The organism is Pseudomonas sp. S37 (assembly GCF_016658545.1).
Taxonomy (GTDB): domain Bacteria; phylum Pseudomonadota; class Gammaproteobacteria; order Pseudomonadales; family Pseudomonadaceae; genus Aquipseudomonas.
Genome location: NZ_JACVZC010000266.1, coordinates 1 through 211, shown reverse-complemented (window position 1 = coordinate 211; position 211 = coordinate 1). Strand labels below are relative to the sequence as shown.

The 211-nt window shown below is 59.2% G+C and carries 1 protein-coding gene; it reads left to right on the top strand.

Annotated features, from left to right (window positions below; all coding sequences use genetic code 11):
- Positions 1–211 (top strand): immunoglobulin-like domain-containing protein (locus IAE39_RS29555; RefSeq protein ID WP_201207968.1); only part of this gene is annotated, 211 nt, incomplete at both ends.

The window sequence follows — 211 nt, the reverse complement described above, 5'->3', positions numbered from 1 at the left end:
TAAACCGCTCACCGTTACCCTGAGCAACGGCGACAAGATCACCTTCGGCATCGGCGAAGTCTCCAAGCCATACACCGCCAAGCCGCAAGGCGACGACGTGTTCGTCGACAAAGGCAAAATCGAGGTTGGCATCGCTGACGCTACCGTCGACGGCTCGAAGTTCGAGAACCTGCAGTTCGGCGAGCCTGCGACTGTTGCCGTGACTGACACC